Origin of the sequence: Yoonia sp. R2-816 (genome assembly GCF_046762905.1) — a bacterium.
Taxonomy (GTDB): domain Bacteria; phylum Pseudomonadota; class Alphaproteobacteria; order Rhodobacterales; family Rhodobacteraceae; genus Yoonia.
On record NZ_JBKQXN010000316.1, the window covers coordinates 23156 to 39232 of the forward strand.

The 16077-nt window shown below is 59.7% G+C and carries 16 protein-coding genes; 8 read left to right on the forward strand and 8 right to left on the reverse strand.

Annotated elements, in window-relative coordinates; genetic code table 11:
* Positions 1-6: 6 nt before the first annotated feature.
* The 3 genes from ACFWW2_RS21165 (at position 7) to ACFWW2_RS21175 (ending at position 3742) form a co-directional block, all read left to right on the forward strand.
* Positions 7-789, forward strand: coding sequence for a transporter substrate-binding domain-containing protein (locus ACFWW2_RS21165; RefSeq protein WP_393931555.1), 783 nt, complete (start codon positions 7-9; stop codon positions 787-789).
* Between the two features lie 43 nt (positions 790-832).
* Positions 833-1621, forward strand: a complete 789-nt coding sequence (locus ACFWW2_RS21170) for an amino acid ABC transporter permease (RefSeq protein WP_393931558.1) — start codon at positions 833-835, stop codon at positions 1619-1621.
* A 93-nt stretch (positions 1622-1714) separates the two neighbouring features.
* Positions 1715-3742, forward strand: coding sequence for a M3 family metallopeptidase (locus ACFWW2_RS21175; RefSeq protein ID WP_393931560.1), 2028 nt, complete (start codon positions 1715-1717; stop codon positions 3740-3742).
* A 105-nt stretch (positions 3743-3847) separates the two neighbouring features.
* On the opposite strand, the gene ACFWW2_RS21180 is transcribed toward ACFWW2_RS21175, so the two are convergent.
* From ACFWW2_RS21180 to ACFWW2_RS21190, 3 genes are all read right to left on the reverse strand, one after another.
* A complete protein-coding gene (locus ACFWW2_RS21180; protein WP_393931562.1) occupies positions 3848-4753 on the reverse strand; it encodes a cation diffusion facilitator family transporter in 906 nt (301 codons plus the stop codon).
* Positions 4754-4827: 74 nt separating this feature from the next.
* Positions 4828-5322 carry a hypothetical protein gene (locus ACFWW2_RS21185; RefSeq protein WP_393931564.1) on the reverse strand — a complete coding sequence of 165 codons (495 nt, stop codon included), beginning with the start codon at positions 5320-5322 and terminating at the stop codon, positions 4828-4830.
* 62 nt (positions 5323-5384) lie between these two features.
* Positions 5385-5912, reverse strand: a complete 528-nt coding sequence (locus ACFWW2_RS21190; RefSeq protein WP_393931566.1) for an SH3 domain-containing protein — start codon at positions 5910-5912, stop codon at positions 5385-5387.
* Positions 5913-6022: 110 nt separating this feature from the next.
* On the opposite strand from ACFWW2_RS21190, the gene ACFWW2_RS21195 reads away from it, so the two are divergent.
* Together ACFWW2_RS21195 and ACFWW2_RS21200 are read left to right on the forward strand one after the other, a co-directional pair.
* The gene (locus ACFWW2_RS21195; protein WP_393931568.1) at positions 6023-7009 is read left to right on the forward strand and encodes a 2-hydroxyacid dehydrogenase; all 987 of its coding nucleotides are present in this window, start codon (positions 6023-6025) and stop codon (positions 7007-7009) included.
* 124 nt (positions 7010-7133) lie between these two features.
* Entirely contained in the window at positions 7134-8216 is a 1083-nt protein-coding gene (locus ACFWW2_RS21200; protein WP_393931570.1) for a hypothetical protein, read from the forward strand.
* A 10-nt stretch (positions 8217-8226) separates the two neighbouring features.
* Here the strand turns inward: ACFWW2_RS21200 and ACFWW2_RS21205 are convergent, their stop codons facing one another.
* Entirely contained in the window at positions 8227-8883 is a 657-nt protein-coding gene (locus ACFWW2_RS21205) for a hypothetical protein (RefSeq protein WP_393931572.1), read from the reverse strand.
* Between the two features lie 167 nt (positions 8884-9050).
* Between ACFWW2_RS21205 and ACFWW2_RS21210 the strand changes: the two genes are divergently transcribed.
* The 3 genes from ACFWW2_RS21210 to ACFWW2_RS21220 all read left to right on the forward strand — a co-directional run bounded on the left by ACFWW2_RS21210 (position 9051) and on the right by ACFWW2_RS21220 (position 12961).
* The gene (locus ACFWW2_RS21210; RefSeq protein WP_393931574.1) at positions 9051-10001 is read left to right on the forward strand and encodes a hypothetical protein; all 951 of its coding nucleotides are present in this window, start codon (positions 9051-9053) and stop codon (positions 9999-10001) included.
* A 123-nt stretch (positions 10002-10124) separates the two neighbouring features.
* Positions 10125-12620: an FAD-dependent oxidoreductase gene (locus ACFWW2_RS21215; RefSeq protein WP_393931576.1), complete on the forward strand. Its 2496-nt coding sequence runs from the start codon at positions 10125-10127 to the stop codon at positions 12618-12620.
* Between the two features lie 50 nt (positions 12621-12670).
* Positions 12671-12961: a DUF6958 family protein gene (locus ACFWW2_RS21220; protein ID WP_393931578.1), complete on the forward strand. Its 291-nt coding sequence runs from the start codon at positions 12671-12673 to the stop codon at positions 12959-12961.
* Positions 12962-12964: 3 nt separating this feature from the next.
* Here the strand turns inward: ACFWW2_RS21220 and ACFWW2_RS21225 are convergent, their stop codons facing one another.
* From ACFWW2_RS21225 to ACFWW2_RS21240, 4 genes are read right to left on the reverse strand one after another with little or no spacing between them, the layout of a single operon-like run.
* The gene (locus ACFWW2_RS21225) at positions 12965-13273 is read right to left on the reverse strand and encodes a hypothetical protein (protein WP_393931580.1); all 309 of its coding nucleotides are present in this window, start codon (positions 13271-13273) and stop codon (positions 12965-12967) included.
* Positions 13274-13325: 52 nt separating this feature from the next.
* A complete protein-coding gene (locus ACFWW2_RS21230) occupies positions 13326-14045 on the reverse strand; it encodes a GNAT family N-acetyltransferase (protein WP_393931582.1) in 720 nt (239 codons plus the stop codon).
* The gene (locus tag ACFWW2_RS21235) at positions 14042-15112 is read right to left on the reverse strand and encodes an NAD(P)/FAD-dependent oxidoreductase (RefSeq protein WP_393931584.1); all 1071 of its coding nucleotides are present in this window, start codon (positions 15110-15112) and stop codon (positions 14042-14044) included. The genes ACFWW2_RS21230 and ACFWW2_RS21235 overlap by 4 nt, the downstream gene beginning before the upstream one ends.
* Entirely contained in the window at positions 15109-16041 is a 933-nt protein-coding gene (locus ACFWW2_RS21240; protein WP_393931586.1) for an aldo/keto reductase, read from the reverse strand. Before ACFWW2_RS21240 ends, ACFWW2_RS21235 begins: the two co-directional genes overlap by 4 nt.
* Positions 16042-16077 lie beyond the last annotated feature (36 nt).

Genomic DNA, 16077 nt, shown 5'->3' on the forward strand with positions numbered 1-16077 from the left:
ACACGCATGAAGATTCTTGCAACACTGGCCGCCATGATGCTGGCCACAACGGCTGTCGCTGACGGCCATTTGCCGAACCTTGAAGGTCGCGAAATCGTGGCGGTGACGGAAAACGCCTATCCGCCGCTGCAATTCATAGACGGCAATGGCGATGCGGTCGGCTGGGAATATGACGCAATGTCCGAGATTGCAAAGCGGCTGAACGCGACGGTCGTTTACGAGAATATCAGCTGGGACGCGATGATCCCCGCTGTGTCCGAAGGTCAGTATGACATGGGCATGACCGGCATCACCATCCGCGAGGATCGCGCGGAAGTGGTTGATTTTTCGGATAAATACATGACGTCCGAGATGGTGATGATGGTGCGCGGCGATGAGGACCGGTTTACCGATGCTGCCAGTTTCGCCGCCGATGATGACCTGCTGATGGCGGCCCAGCCCGGTACGACCCCGTTCTATGTGGGTGTCTATGACGTGCTGGACGGGGATGAGGCGAACCCGCGTATCAAGCTGATGGAGACCTTTGGTGCCACAGTGCAGGCGCTGCGAGCCGGTGATGTTGATCTGGTGCTGACCGATGGCACGGCTGGCAACGGCTATGTCGAAGCGTCGGATGGCGGATTGAAGATCATTGGTGAAAAGCTGGGGACCGAGGATTTCGGCTTCATCTTTCCCAAAGGGTCCGATCTGGTGGCGCCGATCAATGCGGCGATTGCCGATATGGCCGCCGATGGCACGATTGATGCGCTGAACACCAAGTGGTTCCTTGAGTACAAGCTGGGTGAGTAGGCGCTGATCAGGAGGTCCCGGGTCAGGCCCGGGACATGCGCCGATGATTCCGACATCCCCGAGCGACAAGGATTTCCCGTGGTGGCTGGTCGCCGTTGTGGCGATTGGCACCTACCTTTTCTGGCAGGTGCTGACGGTTGCGGAGTATTCGCGCGTGCTGAACACCCTGCAAAAGGGCATTTGGGTCACGATCTATGTGACGCTGGTGTCTTATTCGATGGCCTGTGTGCTGGGGTTGGGGTTGGCGCTGGCGGGTTTGTCGCGCTGGCTGGTGCTGCGCCAGTTGGCGCGGTTCTATATCGAGGTGGTGCGCGGCATTCCGATCATCGTGCTGCTGCTTTACGTGGCCTTTGTGCTGGCCCCGGCCATGGTGGCAGGGTGGAACTGGATTGCGGAAACCATTGGGTTGGACCCGGTCCGCACCCGCGATTTTTCCCTGCTGTGGCGGGCGGTGATCGCGCTGACCATCGCCTATTCATCCTTTCTGGCCGAGGTGTTTCGTGCCGGACTGCAATCGGTCGACAAAGGCCAGATCGAGGCCGCCGAGGCGCTGGGCCTGAATGGCTGGCAGCGGTTTCGCCTGATCGTCTTTCCGCAGGCGCTGCGCACCATTCTGCCGCCACTGGGCAATGATTTTGTGGCGATGGTGAAGGATTCGTCGCTTGTATCCGTTCTGGGGGTTACGGATGTGACCCAGTTGGGCAAGGTCACGGCAGCGGGCAATTTCCGCTATTTCGAAACCTATAATGTGGTGGCGCTGGTTTATCTGATGATTACTATTTCATTATCGCTGGCCTTGCGCCGGTTTGAAAAACGGATGCGCACGCGGTAAGGGCGGATTTTTGAGCATTTTGGCCAAAATGATAAACAGGTCGCTGGCAAGTCGCAGGCCCCGCCCCTAGGTTGTAGGCAAAGGAGATTTGTGATGACAAACCCGCTGCTGTCCGACTGGACCACACCCTTTGAACTGCCGCCCTTCGCGGAGATTTCCGATGATGATTATGCCCCGGCGGTCGATGCCGCGCTGGAGCAGGCGCGTGCCAATATCGCGGGAATTGCCGAGAATGCCGAAGGCCCCACATTTGCCAATACGATTGAGGCGCTGGAACTGGCGGATGAAACGCTGAACCGTGTTCTGAGTGTGTTTTATGGTGTGGCGAGTGCCGACAGCAATGAAAAGCGCGAGGCGTTGCAGCGGGACTTTGCCCCGAAGCTGAGTGCCTACAGTTCTGAAGTCTCTGAAAACAAGGCGCTTTTTGCCCGGATCGAGGCGGTCTGGGAAGACCGTGACAATCTGGACCTGACCGATGAACAGCAGCGTGTGCTGATGCTGACCCGGCGCGGTTTTGTCCGGTCGGGTGCGCAATTGGAAGGTGCCGATGCCGAAGCGCTGCGCGACGTGAAATCGCGGCTGTCGGTGCTGGGGACGGAATTTACCCAGAATCTGCTGGCCGATGAACGCGAATGGTTCATGAAGCTGGAGGCGGATGATCTGCAGGGTCTGCCTGATTTCGTGATCGCGACGGCGAAGGCGGCGGGCGAAGAAAAGGAAGCGGGCGGGCCAGTTGTGACCCTGTCCCGATCGCTGATCGTGCCGTTTTTGCAATTTTCCGAGCGGCGGGATTTGCGCAAGACAGCTTATGAGGCATGGGTGGCCCGTGGGGCGAATGGTGGCAAGACGGATAATCGTGCGATTGCGGCGGACACGCTGAAACTGCGCGAGAAACGTGCCGATTTGCTGGGCTATGATAGTTTTGCCGATTTCAAGCTTGAGACAGAGATGGCCAAGACACCGGGGGCTGTGCGGGATCTTTTGATGAAAGTCTGGGAGCCGGCCAAGGCAGCAGCTCAAGCAGATGCAAAGATGCTGGAACGGATGCTGCATCAGGACGGCTGGGACGGCCCGCTGGAGCCGTGGGACTGGCGGTTCTATTCCGAAAAGCGACGCAAGGAATTGCATGATCTGGATGAGGCTGAATTGAAGCCTTATCTGCAATTGGATCGCATGATTGAGGCGGCGTTTGCCTGTGCCAACAGGTTGTTCGGGCTGGAATTCAAGGAAGTCGAAGGGCCGGTTTATCATCCGGATGTGCGGTTGTGGGATGTCACCCGCAAAGGCGAGCACGTGGCGGTTTTCATGGGCGATTATTTCGCCCGAGGGTCGAAACGGTCCGGCGCATGGTGCACCACAATGCGCGATCAGAAACGGTTAGGCGGGGATGAACGCCCGATCGTTCTGAATGTCTGCAATTTCGCCAAACCGGAGGCGGGTAAACCTGCGTTGTTGTCTTACGATGATGCGCGGACGCTGTTTCACGAATTTGGTCATGCGCTGCACCAGATGCTGTCAGATGTGACTTACGAAAGTACTAGCGGCACGTCCGTGGCGCGCGATTTCGTGGAACTGCCCAGCCAGCTATACGAGCATTGGCTGGAAGTGCCGGAGGTGCTGGCGGAGTTTGCGACCCATGCCGAAACCGGCCAGCCGATGCCGGAGGATCTGTTGCAGCGGATGCTGGATGCGACGACCTATGATATGGGGTTCCAGACGGTGGAATATGTTGCCTCTGCCCTGGTCGATCTGGGCTTTCACGATGGCCCGGCACCGGCTGATCCAATGCAGAAACAGGCTGAAATCCTTGAAGAAATCGGGATGCCCAATGCCATCCGCATGCGCCATGCGACGCCGCATTTTGCGCATGTGTTTGCCGGTGATGGCTATTCCAGCGGCTATTACAGTTACATGTGGTCAGAGGTGATGGATGCCGACGCATTCGAGGCGTTCGAGGAGGCGGGTGATCCGTTTGATCCGGGCGTGGCCCTCAAGCTGGAAGAGACGGTTTTGTCGTCTGGCGGGTCGGTGGATGCCGCCGAGCTTTATATCGCGTTTCGTGGGCGGTTGCCGGGGGTTGAGGCCTTGCTGAAGGGTCGGGGGCTGGACAAGGCGGCCTGATTTTGGCCGGTCGGCGTTGCGTCGGATTTGCGTCGGCAAAGCGTCGGACCCCAACGCGCAGGTTGGTTCATTATTTGTTAGCAATTGGTGGGGTGAAACCCCACCTTACCTGTCGTCGTCAGGGTGGCGCTGGACGCCGACCGGGTCCTTGTGGATCAGCACATCGGTCCGCGGGTATTCCGCGATGATGGCCCGGCGCAAGGCCGCCCCGATGGCGTGTGCCGCATCCAGCGTCTGCCCGCCATCCAGTTCGATATGAAGGTTGACGAAGACCTTGCTGCCGGCGACCCGTGTTTTCAGGTCGTGATAGCCGTGCACCCCTTCGAAATCCGCTGCAATCGCCTGGATCCCTGCGATCATGTCCGGATCGGCCTGCCGGTCCATCAGCGCGTCCCAGGCGGATTTGCCGATGCGCAACGCGCCGACCGCAAGGATTGCCGCCGCGGCCAGTGCCACGACGCTGTCGATCTGGTGCAGTTCAAACTTGGCCGAGGCCCAGAGCGCGATAATCGCGCCCATGTTGGGGATCAGGTCGCCAAGGTAATGCAAGCTATCGGCCTTGACGACCTTGTTGTCTGTCTTGCGTGCCACGTGGCGTTGCCAGAGCACCAGCGCCAGTGTGATCGCGATGGAGAAGAAGATGATACCGATCCCCAGCCCTTCGCGTTCGGGCAGGGAGACGGTATCGTCGAGGAGCCGCAGGATGGCCGCGACGGCGATGACCCCGGCGGAAATGAGGATGAAGAGGGATTGGCCAAGGGCTGCAAGATCCTCGGCAGAGGTGTGCCCGAATTGATGGTCGTCATCGGCAGGTTTGGCCGCATAGGCGATGGCGATCAGCCCGCCGAGTGACATCATCAGGTCCATGGCCGAGTCGGCCAGCGTGGCCGCCACGGCGAGAGATCCGGTTTGCCCCAGCGCCCAGAGTTTCAGGAGAACAAGGGTGAGCGCCACGCCGACAGAGAGCAGGCCTGCGGAAAGATTGAGCCGGGTGTCATGTTTCAGCGGCATGGTGGCGCGCTTTCGGTTGGCTGCACGGTTCTGCCTTATCTATCGCAGCGCGGGCGGATCGCCAACGGTGGCGTCTATCCTCGGATCGCGGCCGCGGCGGCGCGTTTTTCGACCGTGTCTCGCAGCACATCGAACTGTGATGCGGGTTGGATCCAGGTTTTGTTAATTCCCAGCTTCTGCTTGCCGGCCTTGATTTCGAACACCGTGGTCCGATGCACGGTCGAGACCCGCAGCCTGGTGATGTCGCGCAAGGCGATGGTGGTGGTGGTTTTGTAGATGGGAGCTTTCGGAGCAGTGATGTCTGTCGCGGTCAGAACGACCTGACGGGGCTTGGCCATGCTTAGCAGAAGCATCTTCAGGCCGACCGGAATTCCCAAAGCAAAAAACGCCGCTATTCCCCACAAAAGCATGGCGCTTGCCTCGACTGACAGCGTTTTGCCGAAGATGTCTATCCGGCTGTTGTTCTCTGAGGCGAACCAGCCCGATGAGAGTGCAAAGAGTGATGCGATAACAAGCACCGTGGCCGACTGAAGCCAACCGGACCGGTAGTCAAATGTCAGAACGGGCATGTGGTCTCCTCTGGGTCTGCCGGATCATGTTGGATGAAACCGGATGAAATTGGCCGCCGCCATCAATCCCTGATCTCACCTGCTGCCACGCCCCAGAGGTCAGCCTTCGGCACCCAGCCTTTGTAGCCGCCAGCGGTCAGGCGGCACCAGTCGGGGTCGCACCGCCCCAATCGCGCGATCACGCCGGGTTCCAGCATCGCGTTTTCAAGGGCATTCGGATCAGGTCGGGATCGCAGAGCGGTCGTGTCGCCGTTGATCAGCACGGTCCGCGCCCCTGACAGCATGGTGTAATGGACCCAGCCACCTTGTCCGTCGCGGTCAATCACCCGCCGCCAATGCCCATATTCAGCGATGACCTGCAGCGGCATGTTCCGCCGCTGGAAGACCCAGTCGATCCGATGGGACAGTGAGGGGCCCCGGCGCACATTAGCCTCGGCTGCCTTGAGCGAGACAAAGCGCGGCAGGGGCAGGTTGGTTTCTGGACCAAGGGTCGGTGCTTCGGTCTGTTGGGCGTGCCCGACACTTGTGCAAATCAACACGGCAATTGCTGCCGTCCGGATCACGCGGAACCACTGCACCCATCTACGCATTGTTTGCCCTTGTCTGCTCTTTTTTGTGGTGCGCGGTTCTTGTGCTGCGCATCCCTTTGGCGCAACCTGCCATCAAAGCTGCGTTTTGAAAAGCCACGGGAGGCCCGGATATGCCAGGTAAGCGATTAAGTGTTGTTGTGACGCGACGGTTGCCCGAGGCGGTTGAGACCCGGATGAAAGAGCTTTTCGACGTGGAATTGCGCGACGATGACACGCCCATGACAACTGATCAGCTGGCCGATGCAATGGGGCAGGCTGATGTGCTGGTGTCCACGATCACCGATCATATCGACGCCAAGCTGCTGGGCCGTGCCGGTGAGAGGTTGAAGCTGATTGCCAATTATGGGGCAGGGGTGGACAATATTGATGTGTCCACGGCCCGCCAGCGGGGCATTCACGTATCCAATACGCCGGGCGTGGTGACGGAAGATACCGCCGATATGGTCATGGCCCTGATCCTGGGTGTGACCCGCCGCCTGGCCGAGGGGTTGCGGCTGGCCCAGTCGAATGACTGGCAGGGTTGGTCACCCACGGCGATGATGGGTGGCCGGATCAAGGGTCGCCGGTTGGGGATTTTGGGCATGGGCCGTATCGGGCAGGCCGTGGCCCGCCGTGCCACAGTGTTCGGGATGCAGGTGCATTACCACAATCGCAAGCGTCTGCGCCCCGAGGTGGAAGACGAGTTGGAGGCGACCTATTGGGAAAGCCTTGATCAGATGGTGGCCCGTGTCGATATCCTGTCGATCAATTGCCCACATACCCCGTCGACATTTCATCTGATGAATGCCCGCCGGTTGAAGCTGATGAAACCGAGTGCGGTGATCGTGAATACCTCCCGTGGTGAGGTGATCGACGAAAACGCCCTGACCCGCATGTTGCGCGCGGGAGAGATTGCCGGTGCCGGGCTGGACGTGTTTGAGCGCGGTCATCTGATCAACCCGCGTCTGAAAGAACTGCCCAATGCGATCCTGCTGCCCCATATGGGATCGGCCACGCTGGAAGGCCGGATCGAGATGGGTGAGAAGGTGATCGTGAATATCAAAACGTTTGAGGATGGTCACCGCCCCCCCGATCTTGTTGTTCCGAGTATGCTTTAGCGGAAATCCGCCAGCACTGTTGTTGCGGACGCACGGTAGCGGGCTGATTGGGCAGATGGCGTGGACATTGCCACGACATGCCCCAGAATGGCTGCAACCTATTGACCGAGCAAAGGACATCCCGATGAAGATCATGCTGCCTGTAGTGGGGGTGTTGCTGGCCGGGCTCGCTGCCCTTTCCTTGTATTTGTTCAAACAGGGGCTGGATGATTACCTGGCGAACCAGAGCCTGGCCGCCGTTGAGATTGTAACCCCGGCGGGGGTTGATGTTGTTGATTACGATGCAGCGCAAGGTATGGCGCTGACCGGGCGCGCGTTCAACCTTGATCCAGAGGTGACCGATCCGACCAATGAATTGCTGCGCCGGTTCGAAGCCTCTGCCGGTGGTATCGACGATGGGGTGGCGCGGGTTTTTGTCAAAGGCGAGGAGCGGGTCGCGTTAAGTTTGCATCGCGCGCCATATGTTGCCCCGCCCCAGACCCTTGCCAGCCGGTTGGGTCTTGAAGAACCCAACCCTGAGGCTGAAATCGAGCCGGATGTTTTTGGCACGGTGGCCGGGGTTGACGTGATCTTGCAACCTGCCCCGGAGCGCACGCCTGATCAGGAACCATTTAGTTACCGCCACTTTGTTGCGAACCTTGGCGATCCGGACGGCCCCGAAACGGTGGAGATCACGGTTCTGACCAATGCCAGTGATGCCTTTGTCGCGTCGGTCTTTGACAGCCTGGATATCGCCGCCCTGAATGAGCGCCTGCCCGAACCTGATGTGCGGATCGTACCCGACAGGGGTTTTGTGCCCGCAGCTGATGGCCCGCTGTCCCAGACCCCGCCGACACCAGCGCCTGCATTGCTGGCCTATCGCGCGTTGCAAAGCGGCGTAACGCTGACCGCGCTTGATCGTGATGTGCTGGAGCGTGTCCGTGCAGGCGAAATATCGGACATGGCCGGTCTGCAGGCGCGTTTTCCCGACCTTGCTGCGCCCACCGTTGCGATGATGGCCGTGCTGGGCCAACCGACACCAGAGGTTTCAGCCCGGTTTGCGGCGGTCCGCCTGCTGAAGGGGGATCGTGACTGGAGCCAGACAGAAGCGTTCATCCTGGCCCAAGTGGCGCGGCCGGACACGACGCAGGCGGACTTGTTGGATTATCTGTCGCTGCGGGATGACATTGCGCCCGAAGTGCTGGCGTTGGTGTCCCAGCTCCCCTGATCCGCCGCGATCAGGCCCCGCCTGCCCATTTATCTGGCAGTGCACCACTTGCCTGCGCTTCGTCCACGATCGCCCGGTACTGTTTCATCGAATGGGCCGGCAGCGCCCGTTTGACTGCCGGGGACAGTTTTTTGACCTGGCCCATGTGAAAGAAACTGGTGGGCAGGCGCGGCACGATATCGTCATTACGGTTGATTAGCAGGCATTGCCTGTGATGTTTGACCGGCCCGCGCGAGAATTTCGGGCGCGGCGCGGCAAACCCGATGGCGGGGACGTTGTAGCTTTTGGCGAGGATTTGTGCCGCCGCGGCCCCCAGGGAATGCCCGATGATGAAATTTGGCGCCGTGCCCTTCTGGATCAGCCAATGAAAAATCTCGGACGCGTAGGCGAGAAAGCCCTGATGCCAGACCGTGCCGGATGCGCCGGTTTCGGCCTTGTTGTCATCCATCCGCAGTTTCCTGCGCCCGAGCCGGATCGGGCGCAGGTTGAAGTTCTTGTAATCGCTGATTGAGTTGGATCCGGGCAGGAGCAGGATATTGCCTTCCAGCATATGCGCCTGCACGTCATCATGGGCGCAGGAATGCATGATGGCGGGTTGCCTGATTGCACCGGGGGTGTAGCTTGCTTCGGCCAGAATTGCCGCGTCACGTATTGAAAATGCAGTCATTTGAAAAACCTCCTGCCCGGAATTAGACCGTTTTGCCTTGCTTGCCGTCCAGTGAGGAAACCCTGACCCTGCGATTTGCCCATCTGTTGCCCGCAACGCGCCAAAGTTGTAGCCACCTATTCTGGGATAGTGCGCCAACGCATTGATTCTTGAGCAGGAGCCGCATCGTGAACCGCTTTTTCGTGACCGCATCGCCAATCATTCTTCTTGTGGCGGGACTGGGTATGGTTATGGGGCTTGATTACGTCTCATATACTCAGAAACGTGCAGAGGACGGTGCGCAGATGAACTTTGTCGGTTATCTGTCAGAGATACCGGGCCGTGTTTCACAGACGAAGGCCGATATTGATGCCGGATCCGCGCCACCACCGACGCTGGCTGCAGCACTTCCGGGGTTTCTGGGCGGTTGGCAGATTGCCCCGTTTGAGCAGGCTGATTTTGACCGGATGGCGCAGATCCCCCCGAGGGAATTGACGGAGTACGAGATCAAGGAGGCCGAGTTGAAAGCCTTGCTGGACGCTGACCCTGGGGCTCAGATGGTGCAGGCCCAGATGGCACGCGATGTCGATCAAGAGCGGATCACGCTGACCCGCGGTGATGACATCATGATCCTGACCCTGACCTTCCGGTCCGAGCGGATGTATCGCGGTTTGAGCGGCGGCTTTCTGTCTTCGGTCCAGGATAATATGATGAACACGATCGGGTTTATGGATGAACCATTCGCGACCGTGCAAGGGGTGCCGTTTCGGGTCGCGCCGATCGAGGAATCGCCCGAGGGTCGCCGTTTCAGGGGGCATCTGGGCAAGCAAGTTGATGTTTCGGTGCAGACCAATGCCGATGATGAGGCCGTGCTTGAGCTGCTGTCAAAGGTCAATTTCAGCAGCCTGAACGCGATGTTGATGGAACCGGTTGAAACTGTGGACGCGACCTTGCCCACGCTGACTGCCATTGAGCCCGGAGCAGGTGCCGCGTCACCAGCCTTACCAGCGCCTGTTGCTGCCACCGAACCTGAAGAACCGGCTGCACCTCCTGCGCCGACGGTTCGCCGCCCTGGTGACAAAAGCAACAACTGCCGTGTGGAAAATGGCGTGCGCCGCTGCACGATTGGCGGCAACTGACACCCGGCTTTCCCGGCGTTCCGACCCGCACTGTCGCAATCGGCTGACAACATGTCGGCTGGTTCTTTCGCCGCCTCGTGCTTTCGCGCAGATTATGGGCAAGGATCGAAGGGAGTCGTCGTCATGAAAACGCAGGTCAAAGCATTGGTTGTCGGTGGTGGCGCGGTGGGTACATCGATTGCCTATCATCTGGCCAAGGCCGGTTGGGACGATGTGATGCTGCTGGAGCGCGATGAGCTGACATCGGGGTCCACATGGCATGCTGCCGGTCTGTTGCCCCTGTTCAACATGTCCTTTGCGACGACCCATATCCACAAATACTCAGTCGATTTCTACAAGAGGCTGGAGGCTGAAACCGGCCTGAATGCCGGTTTCGCGGTGGTCGGCAACCTGCGCATGGCCCAGACGCAGGAGCGGATGGATGAGTATATGCTTTATGCCTCCACCGCCGAAACCTGCGATGTGCCTTATGTCTGGATGACCCCGGATGAGATCAAGGTGAAGTGGCCGCTGATCCGCACCGATGATCTGAAAGGTGCCCTTTATCACAACACGGATGGCTACATTAACCCGGCGGATGTGACGCAGGCGATGGCCAAGGGTGCCCGTCAGCGCGGTGTGATGATCGAACGGAAATGGCAGGCGGATGCGTTTCACTGGAATGGCGACGCGTGGGAGGTCACCTGCACCAAGATGGTCGAGAAGGGGGGCAATCTGGTCCCCTCTGACGAGCAGATTGTGATTACCGCCGAACATGTTGTCACCGCGTCGGGCAACCATGCACAGACCACGGCGAAGAAGCTGGGCATCAAGATCCCGGCAATCCCGGTTGAGCATCAGTTCATTGTGATGGATCAGGATCCTGCGCTGGTGAAGTTCCGGGCGGAGGGGAATGTGGAGCACCCTGTGGTCCGCGATGCTGACGCGCAATCCTATGTGCGCGAGGAGCGTGGCGGCTGGATATTGGGCGTCTATGAAAAGGGTGCGCCTGCCTGTTTCGAATATGGTGTGCCGGACAGTTTCCGAGCGGACCTCTTCCCGCTCGATCTGGAGCGGATCGAGGCCCAGTATATGGCGATGATCCATCGCATTCCGTCTTGCGAGGACAGCGGGCTGAAGGACGATTTCAACGGGCCGATCTGTTATACACCGGATGGCAATCCGCTGGTGGGACCTGCGCCGGGGCTGACGAATATGTGGCTGGCGGAAGGGTTCTCGTTCGGCATCACGGCTGCCGGTGGCACGGGGTATTATCTGGCGCAGATGATGGTGGAGGGCGAGGCCGAGATCGACATGGCCAGCCTTGACCCCAAGCGTTACGGCGACTGGATGACGACCGAGTTTGCCGCGCGCAAGAACGAGGAATGTTACGACCACGTCTATATTCTGCATCACCCGGATGAAGAACGGCCGGCCTGTCGCCCCCTGCGCACCTCGCCCGCCTATGACCGGCAGAAAGAGCGTGGCGCGCAGTTCGGCTTTGTGAACGGGTGGGAGCGCCCGAATTATTATGCGCCTGCGGGATTTGACGACAAGGCGAGCCGGTCGTTCCGGCGCGGTGGCTGGTGGCAATATGCTGTCGAAGAGGCGAAGGCCATCCGTGAAGGCGTTGGCCTGATCGACGCGACCGCGTTCACCAAGCACCGGATCAGCGGGCCGGGGGCGACGGCTTTCCTTGATTGGTTCACGACGAACAAGCTGCCGAAGGTGGGCCGGATCAATCTGACCTATGCGCTGACGTCGCATGGGACGACACGGACCGAATATACCATCGTGCGGCTGGCGGAGGATGATTACTATCTGGTCTCTGCCGGGGCATGGCATGCCTATGATCAGGATTACCTTTACAAGGCGGTCATGGAGAAAGAGGCCGAGTTTGGCCGGATCAACGAGCAGGATGTGACGACCCAATGGGGCGTGTTTGCGATTGCCGGGCCGAAATCGCGGGATGTCCTGAACGAGGTGATCAAGGACGCGGACCCGGCGACGGCCCTGTCGAACAAGCGTTTCCCATGGCTGTCGGCCAAGCAGATCGAGTTGGGGATGTGCCCGGTGAATGCGATCAGGGTGGCCTATACCGGTGAGTTGGGATGGGAGTTGCATCACCCGATCGAGATGCAGAATTACCTGTTCGACCTGCTGGAAAAGGCGGGTGAGAAGCATGGGATGAAGCTGGTTGGTGCCCGCGCGCAGAACTGGTTGCGGCAGGAAAAGAGCTATCGCGCATTTGGCACCGAGTTGGGTCGCGACGCGACACCGCTGGAGGCGGATTTGCCGCGCTTTGTTGACTTGTCCAAGGATTTCCATGGCAAGGCCGCGATGGAGGCGAAGGGCATCCGGTCGAAATGCGTCACCCTGCTGATCGATGGGCCTGATGATGCCGATCCGTGGGGGCGCGAGGCGCTGTATGATATGGATGGCAATCGGGTTGGGCGTCTGACCTCTGGCGGGTATTCGGTGGCGTTCGAAAAGTCGATTGGCATCGGGTATGTGAAGCCCGAACTTGCGGTTGTGGGCACCAAGTTGCAGGTCAAGATGCTGGATCAGTTGTGGAATGCTGAGATTGTCGAGGACAGCCCCTACGACCCCAAGAACGCCACGATCAGGGCTGATGGTTGACAGCGGCCACAACGTAAGCTGGGTTTAAACCCATCTTGCCGGAGGCTCTGATGGACGACAAAATCGAGGTTGAGAATATCAACACACCCGGGCGGGTCAGTCGGGTGGATCGGGCAAAATACGAGGCGATGAAGGCGGCCATGTTGGCCACTTTGCCTCGATCCGCGCCCGGTATGACGGCCAAAGAATCGAAAGAGGCCGCAAAAGCGCATTTGCCGGAGCATCTGTTTCCGGGCGGGGCCACGTCGGGTTGGTGGCAGAAATGTGTGCAGCTTGATCTGGAGGCCAAGGGTGTGGTGATCCGTGAAGACAGCAAGCCGCTGCGGTTTCATCAGGTTTAGATTTCAGCGTCCGTTCCGGTTTCGTCGCAGCGTGCTGAGCCGACGGCGCCCGCGAATGATTGCGGATGAAACGGGGGCTTGCAGCGCGGGGATGTCGATTGCGAGCAGAACAAGCCCCAACGGGATCATCCAAAAGCCAAGGATCGGCAGAAAGCCCAGAAAACCGGCGATGATGAAAAGCAAGCCGACAGCCGCCCGCGCGAGTGCCCAGCCGGGGCTGCGCAGTTTCTCGATCCACGGCGCGAAACGGGCCAGTTGGTGAAACTGGCGGTCAAAACGTCGACGTGTGCGTTTCTCGCTGTCCTGTGTCATATGGAGAACATGGTATCATGTGCGCCGCTTTTTAAGTGGCCAGCGATGTTGCCTAGGCCTGCAGGTCGTCAGGCATCAGCGCGTTCAGGCGTTGGCGCTGTAAGCCATTATCGTCGAAATTGTCGGGCGCCAGCCAGTTTTCGAATGCCGTTTGGATGCGTGGCCAGTCCTTGTCGATAATCGAAAACCACGCTGTGTCCCGGTTCCGCCCTTTGTAGACAATTGCTTGCCGGAATGTACCTTCGTAGCCGAAACCCAGTCGTTTTGCCGCCGCCTGTGAAGCGGCATTGAGCGCGTCACATTTCCATTCATAGCGCCGGTAGTCCAGTTCACCGAGCACCCGGCGCATCATCAGATACATCGCTTCGGTGGCCATTGGCGTCTTCTGCAGGGCTGGGGAAAAGGCGATGTAGCCGACCTCTGCTACGCCGTTGGCGGGGTCCATACGCAGGAAGCTGGCGACGCCGATGGCCTTGCCATTGCGTTTGTCGATGATGGCAAAGAACAGCGGGTCGGTGGATTGGCTGCAGGTTTTGACCCAGGCTTCTACCTCTGACATTGAGTTGAAAGGGCCGGTTGGCATGTAGGTCCAGAGCGCGCCGGTTTTATCGGCGCTGTAGGCGGTGTGCAGGTCTGCCGAATGGCTGGTTTCGAGCGGCACCACGTCGCAGTAGTGCCCCGGCATCGCGGTGCGGGGGATCGGGGCGCAACCGGTCCAGCCGGGCACCTCCGGGCCAATGGGTTGGCCGTGATCGTTCCGTCGGGCGGTCATGCAAACCGGGCCGGCGACAATGCCGCGACTGTGGCCGCGTCGATGCTGGGCTGTCTGCCGCCGATGATATCGGCGAGCAACTGGCTGGAGCCCGGGGCCGATTGCATCCCATAGCCGCCTTGCCCGGCGCACCAGATGAAGTTTTCATCGTTCGCATCGGGACCAAGCACCAGATTGCGGTCAGGTGCAAAGGTGCGCAGCCCCGCCCATGAGGCCAGTAGCCGCACGACGGGTTCGGTCACCGTGTCCTCGTAACGCATTAGCCCTTCGGCCAGTGTCATGTCATCGGTGAATGCGTCGTGCGGTTCTACCGGGTCTTCGTCGGCGGGGGAGACGATCAGCGCTCCTGCATCAGGTTTGGCATACCAGGTTTCCCCCGGACCAAAGAGCATGGGCCATGATTTGAGGTCATGCCCGCCGGGGGCTGGCAGTCGCGCCATGGACCGGCGGAACGGTGTGAAACCCAAGGGTGCGATCCCGGCCATTTTGGCGACCACATCGACCCAGGCACCGCTCGCGTTGACGAGGTTCTTGGCAAAATAGCTGGCCCCTTCGCTCACGACCTCCCACCCGGTCTGGATGCGCGTGATCTGCGTCACCTTGGACTTTGTGTTGATCTGTGCCCCTTTTTTGCGGGCGTCCCGGGCGAAGGTCTGGATCAGCTTGTCGGTATCGATGTCCCATGCATCACTGTGATAGGCGGCGCGGTCGAACTTATCCTTGTTTAGAATAGGGATGAAATTGAGTGCTGTGGCAACGTCGATTTCGTCCAGTTTCATGTTCTTACAGTCGCCAGCGAAGGCGTCCGCATTTTCCCCGTTACCGATCATCAGCAGCCCGCGTGGACTGAGTACCAGGGCGCTGGCGTGATAATCCCGGCTGGCGGCGTTGAGCGCGATAGTAGCCGGTTTGCCGTAGCTTTCCTCGAACATGGCAGCGGACCGTCCGGAGGCGTGGTAGGCGAGGGCATCCTCGGCCTCGAGCACGGTGACCTGGCCCAAGTCTGACAGCCGAGCCGCAGCGGAGATACCCGCGATACCTCCCCCGATAATCAGAAAATCAATCACGCTTCTTCCAGTCTGTCGGTCGCTGGCGCTGGTGTAGGGCTGAGTGCGGTGATTTGCGCGTAAAGATCGGGTGTCATTTCAAATCCTTCGGCGGCCAGTGAGGGGGCCAGTTGCGCCGTCGAACGGGCCGAAATGATGGGCAGCGGCCTTGCCGGGTGGGCGGCGACCCATGCAACTGCGAGCGTCGCTGGGTCCATATTCATGTCGTCCGCCAGCGATTTCAGGCCTGCCGCCGCATTGTGCATCCAGTCGAGGCCATAGCGGGCCTTGTATCGTTCATCATCGGTCAGGCGGCCGGTTTCGCCGCTGGCGTACTTGCCCGTGAGCAATCCGCCACCGAGCGGCGAATAGGGGATGATGGCGATGTCCTGATCCTGCGCCATAGGGAAGATTTCGACCTCTGCCTGGCGTTTGACGAGGTTGTACATGGGCTGGATCGCATCGATTTTCGTGCCCAGAGACCGGGCGACTTCCTGGGCTTTCATCACCTGCCATGCGGCATAGTTGGACACACCGATATGCCGGATTGCGCCGGTTGATTGCAGTTCGGCCAGGGTACTGAAGGTTTCCTGCAGTCCCGTGTCGGGGTCGTAGCGGTGCATGTAGAGCAGGTCGACCGCGTCTTCGTTCAACTGCCTGCGGCAGGTGTCGAAATGTCTGGCGATGTTCGCCTGGCTGGCACCACCCTGATACCCGACCTTGGTGGCGACATAGAGATCGTCACGGTTGGCTTTGATCATGCCGCCGAGCAGGATTTCGGATGCGCCTCCGGTGTAGCCGACGGCCGTGTCAAAATGGTTGATCCCCGCCGCGCATGCGGCGTCGAACATGGCCTGACTGGCCGATGCGTCGGCCTTGCCGCCGAATTGCATTGTCCCGAAGGTGAGGCGGGACACAGGTGCGCCGCTGCGGGTGGAAAGTGTTGACATGGGCGCAATCTGGCATGGCAGTGTGGTAATGGAAAG

Coding starts and splice junctions, on each gene's coding strand:
- ACFWW2_RS21175 (WP_393931560.1), top strand. CDS start 1,715: ATGACAAACCCGCTGCTGTCCGACTGGACCACACCCTTTGAACTGCCG.
- ACFWW2_RS21225 (WP_393931580.1), bottom strand. CDS start 13,273: ATGACACAGGACAGCGAGAAACGCACACGTCGACGTTTTGACCGCCAG.
- ACFWW2_RS21215 (WP_393931576.1), top strand. CDS start 10,125: ATGAAAACGCAGGTCAAAGCATTGGTTGTCGGTGGTGGCGCGGTGGGT.
- ACFWW2_RS21180 (WP_393931562.1), bottom strand. CDS start 4,753: ATGCCGCTGAAACATGACACCCGGCTCAATCTTTCCGCAGGCCTGCTC.
- ACFWW2_RS21220 (WP_393931578.1), top strand. CDS start 12,671: ATGGACGACAAAATCGAGGTTGAGAATATCAACACACCCGGGCGGGTC.
- ACFWW2_RS21240 (WP_393931586.1), bottom strand. CDS start 16,041: ATGTCAACACTTTCCACCCGCAGCGGCGCACCTGTGTCCCGCCTCACC.
- ACFWW2_RS21205 (WP_393931572.1), bottom strand. CDS start 8,883: ATGACTGCATTTTCAATACGTGACGCGGCAATTCTGGCCGAAGCAAGC.
- ACFWW2_RS21185 (WP_393931564.1), bottom strand. CDS start 5,322: ATGCCCGTTCTGACATTTGACTACCGGTCCGGTTGGCTTCAGTCGGCC.
- ACFWW2_RS21195 (WP_393931568.1), top strand. CDS start 6,023: ATGCCAGGTAAGCGATTAAGTGTTGTTGTGACGCGACGGTTGCCCGAG.
- ACFWW2_RS21190 (WP_393931566.1), bottom strand. CDS start 5,912: ATGCGTAGATGGGTGCAGTGGTTCCGCGTGATCCGGACGGCAGCAATT.
- ACFWW2_RS21170 (WP_393931558.1), top strand. CDS start 833: ATGATTCCGACATCCCCGAGCGACAAGGATTTCCCGTGGTGGCTGGTC.
- ACFWW2_RS21165 (WP_393931555.1), top strand. CDS start 7: ATGAAGATTCTTGCAACACTGGCCGCCATGATGCTGGCCACAACGGCT.
- ACFWW2_RS21200 (WP_393931570.1), top strand. CDS start 7,134: ATGAAGATCATGCTGCCTGTAGTGGGGGTGTTGCTGGCCGGGCTCGCT.
- ACFWW2_RS21230 (WP_393931582.1), bottom strand. CDS start 14,045: ATGACCGCCCGACGGAACGATCACGGCCAACCCATTGGCCCGGAGGTG.